The organism is Calidithermus terrae (assembly GCF_003574345.1).
Classification (GTDB): domain Bacteria; phylum Deinococcota; class Deinococci; order Deinococcales; family Thermaceae; genus Calidithermus; species Calidithermus chliarophilus.
The window spans coordinates 1-6,189 of sequence record NZ_QXDL01000223.1; the positions used below are offsets into that span (position 1 = coordinate 1).

Consider the following 6,189-nt stretch of genomic DNA (forward strand, 5'->3'; position numbering starts at 1 on the left):
GAAGGGGAGCTTGGGGTTGAGCAGCATGGCCAGGGTCATCCCCAGCACCAGCACCCCCGCCGTGACCGAGAAGGTCCAGATGAAGCCGATGCGGAACGACGACCAGAAGGCGGTGTCGCCCAGGATCAGGCCTCGAGCCGGGTCCGCGGCCCGGGTGCCGGAGGGCCTTCGCCCAGGGCATGCCTACCAGCATTCCGGCATCCGCGGCCCTAGGAATACCCCCGCGAGAACCGGGGGCGCTACGAGCCTGCGCCCCGCCCTGCCGGGCCCTGGGGGCGTGACCCTCACGCCCCACCGCGGCACCGCCGCCCCCGGGTCTCCGGGCGGGTGCGTTCGCCGGGCCCGCCACCTCGGCCAGAGCGGCCGGACGGCACAACGGCGAGCGTCGGCGATGGGAGCGGGCTGTTCCACCAGACCGCACGCCCCTCCAGCTCGTGCTCCACCGCGGAGGGCCTATCACCCAGGAGGCGCCTGCGCAGCCGGGCTCAACGTGGCCCGCCTCGGTTGACCTGAGGGCCGGCTCCCCGCCCGGTTCTCCACTGGCCGGGCACGTGCGAACCCCTCCTGCGAGCGCCGGGGCGCCGGGCTAGCGCCCCAGCAGCAGCCGCGGCAGCTCGGAGGCGGGCGCGGGCAGGGCGAAGGGCAGGGCCCGCGCGGCGGCGTTGGCGTAGTAGGTGTAGGCGGTGCAGGCGTAGGGGGTGTAGGCGCTGGCCCCGGCGGCGTTGACCGAGCGCGCGGCGAGGCACAGGGTCTTGCCCTGCTTGGCGGGGGCCTCGGGGGCGCTGACGAACTGGGCCACCGCGCCGGCGCTGCCGCTGCCGCGGGCGGGGGCCTGGCCGCTGACCTCCAGCGGCTGGCCGTCGAAGGTGGCGCGGAACTCGTAGCGCGCCGCCCCTTCCGCCTCCTCCCACACCAGCATCACCCGCCCCAGCGAGGACATCGCCAGCTGAAGGCCGGCCGGGGGCCGCGGGGGGACCAAGTCGGCGCGGCAGTCCAGGGTCACCGGGACCCGCAGCTCGCCGTGCCCCTCGACCCGCAGGGTGAGGGCGGCGGAGCGGGCGCCCACCGCGGCGCAGTCGTCCACCGCCACCTGCACCCCGGCCTGCTGGCCGGGCTCCACCGACCCGCCCGCCGGGGCGGCCCGCAGCCAGGGCTGGTCAGCGCTGACGCTGAAGGCGCGCGCGGGCAGGCCCGGGCTGCTGCGGTTGAACAGGGTCAGGACCTGGGGCGCGGCCGGGCCGCCGCCCACCGCGTCGGCGAAGGCCAGGGCGGAGGGGCTCGCCTCCCAGCGCTCGACCCCGGCGCACGCGCGCCGTACCAGCACCGCCAGCTGGCGGGGGCCGCCGGCGACGTAGAAGTAGGCGGCCTCCTCGCCCGCCCGCCCGCAGTCGGCCACCGCCACCGTCAGCTCCACCTCCTGCCCGGGGGCCAGGGCGCCGCCGGAGGGGGAGACCTGCTGCCAGGGCTGCTTGACCGCCACGCTGAAGGACGCGGCGGCGGTGCCCACGTTGCGCAGCCGCAGCCTCTGCGGCGCCGGGGCGCCCCCGCCCACCGTGTCCTGGAAGTCGAGCCGGTCGGGGACGGCCTCGAGCACCGCCTGGGGGGCCTCGGCGCAGGCCCGCTGCACGCTGACCGTGGCGGTGCTGCCGCCCCCGCTCACCACCAGGGCGGCGGTGGCCGTGCCCGGCGCGGTGCAGGGGGCCACCTCCACCGCCAGCGCCGCGGAGGCGCCGGGGCCCAGGGAGCCGGACGCCGGGGCCGCGGCCACCCAGGGCTCGCTGGCCGAGACCACGAAGCCGCCCGCGCCGTTGCCGGCGTTGGTCAGGGTGAGGGTCTGGGCCGCGGGGGCCGGGCCGCCCGCCGCCCCGCTGAAGCTGAGGGCGGCGGGGTTGACCTGCCAGCGCGGGGACGGGCTGTAGCGCACCAGCAGGCCCTGCGCCGCCCGGTTCCCGGCGGCGTCACGAACCTGCACCTGGAACTGGTTGTCCCCGGCCTTGAGGGTCCAGCTCTGGGTGACCTGGTCTCCGTTGATCTCCGGCAGGCTGCCGCCGGCCGCCCCGTCCTTGGTAATGGCGAGGCTGCCCCAGTTGACCCCGCTGCCGCCGTCGGTGACGCGCAGGGTGAGGGTGTACTCCGCCGTGGCACTGGAGTCCGGCGAGAGGAACTGGATGGCGGGCGGGGTGGAGTCGGCGGCGGAAGCGCTGATCTGGATGTGGGAGACCCGGTCGTTGATCGGGACCCCGGACTCCTTGGGCCCGGCCTCCTCGAAGCAGTCGCCGCTGCCGTCGGGGTTGTCGCAGAAGCGAGCACGGTACCCGGCCTTCAGGCGGAAGGCCGAGATGCTGTCGTTGCCAACGTCGTTTAGCCCCCCCTGGTCGGCCCGATAGGTGCCGGGGGAGGTGTAGCGCTGTGAGCGGCCGGTGAAGTCCCCGTTCTCCCAGACCTCGAGGATCCACTCCGGCTCGTGGCGGTCGACGCGGATGTAGGAGATGCGGTCGTTGATGGGGACGCCCTCCTCGCGCGGCCCCACCGCCTCGAAGCAGTCGCCCGAGCCGTCGGGGTTGTCGCAGAAGCGCGCCTTGTAGCCGGCCTTGAGCTTGAAGGCCGAGATCCGGTTATCCCCCACCTCGTTGAGCCCGCCCTGGTCGGCGCGGTAGACCCCTACCTGGCGGTACTGCTGCCTGGAGCCGGTGAAGTCCCCGTTCTCCCAGACCTCGAGGATCCATTCGGAGGCGGGGGCCTGGGTCCGGCAGGCCTTCTGCACCCCGGGGGCCGGGTCCCCGCCGAAGGACTCGTTGCGGCAGTCCACCCCGTCGGTGAACCGCTGCCTGCGCCACCTCGAGTCAGCCCCGTACCACACGTCCCAGGTGCCGCTGAAGGCGCAGCGCTGGCCCTCGCGCGCGCACTCCCGGGCGTCGGAGGGGGGCTGGTCCCCCGTACCTCCGCCAGCCTGGTTGGTGGAGTGGTACGGGCCTGATCTAGACGGGAATTCCTGATACTCCATGGGCTCGGGGGCAGCAGGCGGCCCAGAATACGTCAGGTTCGCGTCCGACTGGCCGTACCGCATGCCGAAATGAAGGTGTTCTCCGCTAGCCTTCCCCGTGCACCCGATGTATCCCAGCACTGTCCCCCTGGATACGGGCTCCCCATTTTTCACGGGGATCTTAGGGCTCCCCCTCAGGTGCCAATAAATGGACGAGTACAGAAGGCCGTTGCTTCCGTAATGCTTCACGATCACGAAATTGGCGACGTTGGTGTTGTTGCTCAGGGAGCAGGAGCCGGGGTCGGGATAGTCATCAACCACCTGAATCACCGTTCCGGGCGCGACAGAGAGCGTCGGCTTCTGAACCGATGCCTCCCCCCCGTAAAAATCTAGTGACGGCTTGTCAGGGGGGGAATAGTTAAGGTGCTCCTGGTAGCCGTTAGAGATCCAGGCATCGCCCTTCCCATAGGGCAGCTTGAGTTCCATCACCCGACCGGCCTTTTCCGTAGGAGATCCAGGAACAGACTGAGGGGAAATCCTGTCCTCTGTAAGCAGTTGGTCCCCCTCCCAGCGGATGCCAGACACGCTCGAGATGCCCCTGAGGACCACATTGACCCCGTTGAACCCGACCACATCGGCCGCGGGACCAGCCCGTACAGCGACCCACGCGACGTCAGAGGTCTCAAAGTGGTTAACGACGAACCCTAGTCGTTCCCCAGAAGGACTCCAGGTTAAGTTAGACAAAAGGTGGAGGGGAGACGCTGTGGCGAGGAGGGATGTGTCCCGGTCAGCCACCGTCACGAGCCAAAGGTCGAAGTTAACTAGGTCCACGACGGCCACGTACCTCCCGTTCGGGGAGATCTCACCCTCCAGGAGCGGCAGATTAAGTAGCCTCCCGAGGTCCAGAGTGCGGCCGCTGGACAGGTCGGCGAGGACCAAGGTGGGGTCTGGAATGCTGTAGCCATGGGCGTCGGTGCGCGTCGGCTGGTACAACACCCACCGCCGGTCGGCGGTGAAGCTCTGCAGCTCACCAATGTCCTTGGCCTCCACGAACCCGAGCAAGCGACCCAGCTGCAGGGATCGTATGTGCGCCGAAACGTTCTGGGCACGGAGGCGGTTGAACGTGTCTGCCCGATCCGAGCTAGGGGAACGGGGAGCACACGCAGCGATCGCGAGTAAAAACCAAACAAGGAGAATCCGCTGGATCATGAGCCCTCCATCTACCTACACCCGCTCGAGCACGCCACCACCCTGAGGTTTACCGCCGCCGGGCTCGAGCCCACCCCGCCCCCCCGGCCCTCGGCCCAGAAGGCGTGCTCGCCGAGGGGGGCCTGGGGCCCGGCCTGCACCACCACCGCCAGCCGGTCGCCGCTGGAGAGGTCCTTGCGGAAGGTCACCTTGACCCGGTTGAGATCGGTGCCGAGGATGCTACCCGTAAAGCCCGTGCTCTCGAAGTTTTGCGCAGGTACATCGAAGCCGTTCTGCCGGTTGATCTTGAAGTAGTAGAGCGCGTCGGCGCCCTGGGCGATGGCGAAGGCCGCGGCGCCGGGGGCGTAGAGGGGCTCGAGGGTAAAGCTGGGGAGCGGCTGGGCGCTGAAGGCGATGCTGATAGGCGTGTCAACGAAACCCGGAAGCAGGGCCCTGTAGTAAATCGCCAAGCCGTTCTTCTTGGCGCTGCCGCTCTTGACCTCGAGCCGCAGGACGTTCCTGCCGGCGACGAAGTCGGCGGGGGCGAGGGCGAAGCGGTACTCCCCGCCCGAACCGTTGTCGGCCATCACCCGCCGGGTGCCCTGCTCCTTCCCGTTGAGGTAGACCGTGACGTCGGACTCCCCGTCCGCCGGGCCCGACCAGCCGGGGAAGTTGCTCGACAGCCGCGCCCGCAGGGTGGCCAGGGCGGTGCCGGGGGGCCGGTCGAGGGTGAAGGCGTACTCGACGTACCCCGCGTCGTTGCCGTAGAGGTGGGTGTGGCTGACCCCGTGGTCGGCCAGGGCGGGGTTGGAGTCGTAGGTGGGGCCGTAGCGGTCCCACCACCCCCCGGCGAAGGCCGAGGGGTCGATCTCCACCGCGGCGGGCAGGGGCGGCGGGGGGCGGTAGGTCACGCGGCGCTCGGCCGCGCCCGCGTTGCCCGCCGCGTCGTAGGCCACCACCCGCAGGCGGTTGGCCCCCTCGGCGAGGGCCGCCTGGAAGCCGAAGGAGCGGCTGCCGTCAGGGTTTGGGGTGAGGGCCACCGGCTGGGGCGGGCCCCCGTTGAGGCTGTACTCGGCGCGCTGCACCCCGCGGTCGTCGCGGATGAAGCCAACGACCTGCAGGGCGGGCTGGGCCAGCTCCTGCCCCTCGGCGGGCTGCTGGAGGTGGACCGCGGGCGGGGCGGTGTCGGGCGGCGTACCCCCGTCGCCGGAGATGCAGCCGGCGAGGCCGCCGAGCGCGGCTAGCGCGGCCGTCAGCGGCAGCCGCCGTGGGGTTAGGGGAAGGAGCCTGGGCCTGGGCCGGGGTTGTCGCATGTGCCACCTCCTGGGGGGTGGTGCCCGAAATGCCGGGGTGCCGATGTGCCGGTGGGTCGGCTTGGGGAATGCTGGGGTAACGGAAGGGGGTGGCGCGACGGCCGGCCGTAGGCCGTCCCAACAAACTTACACGGCGGGCGCAACAGAGGCGCAATACCCGGAAGCGGTCCCGAAGCCGCCCGATCCCCAGGGTCTCAGGGCCTCACGCCAACCCCGCTCGAGCCTGGCGTGGAGAAGGAGGGGGCGTAGCTGCCCGGCACGTACCCCGCCCCCGCGGCGGAGCCGCTGCCCTCGGAGGCCGTCCTGGAGACCGGGGCGTCGTGGGTGTCCAGGTCGCAGAGGCAGTGCCGGGGGATGCCGCTCAGGTGCCTGAAGGCCCGCAGGTGGCAGCGGATGACGGCCGAGAGATCGGCCTTGGCCGTGGACTCTCGGTGCATCGCCCGGCACCACCACGGACGCCCCGGGCCAGTGCCCCGCAAGAGCAGAAGGACAAAACTTAGCGACTGGAAAGTTCAGCGACTTTTGGGGCTGTTTATTGCCGAGGTCACAGCCCGCAGGGCGGCGGAGTTAGTGGGGGTGAGCAAGGACACCGCCGCCCTGTTCTACCGCGAGGTACGGGGGGTGATCGCCCGCAGGCTGAAGCATGAAACGCCGTTTGCGGGCGGGGTGGGGGTGGACGAGTCGTACTTCGGCGGAGCCCGCGAG

The 6,189-nt window shown here is 71.3% G+C and carries 3 protein-coding genes and 1 pseudogene; all 4 read right to left on the reverse strand.

The annotated features are described in order from the left end of the window. Nucleotides 1–586: 586 nt before the first annotated feature. Nucleotides 587–3,004, reverse strand: a complete 2,418-nt coding sequence (locus Mterra_RS17910) for a BACON domain-containing protein (RefSeq protein ID WP_245971683.1) — start codon at nt 3,002–3,004, stop codon at nt 587–589. A gap of 54 nt (nt 3,005–3,058) precedes the next feature. Continuing rightward, nucleotides 3,059–4,192 (reverse strand): annotated as a pseudogene (locus Mterra_RS23700) (peptidoglycan DD-metalloendopeptidase family protein); the annotation flags it as partial. An 11-nt stretch (nt 4,193–4,203) separates the two neighbouring features. Then, entirely contained in the window at nt 4,204–5,484 is a 1,281-nt protein-coding gene (locus Mterra_RS17915; RefSeq protein WP_119316390.1) for a hypothetical protein, read from the reverse strand. Nucleotides 5,485–5,678: 194 nt separating this feature from the next. Beyond that, nucleotides 5,679–5,921, reverse strand: a complete 243-nt coding sequence (locus Mterra_RS17920) for a hypothetical protein (RefSeq protein ID WP_119316391.1) — start codon at nt 5,919–5,921, stop codon at nt 5,679–5,681. Nucleotides 5,922–6,189 lie beyond the last annotated feature (268 nt).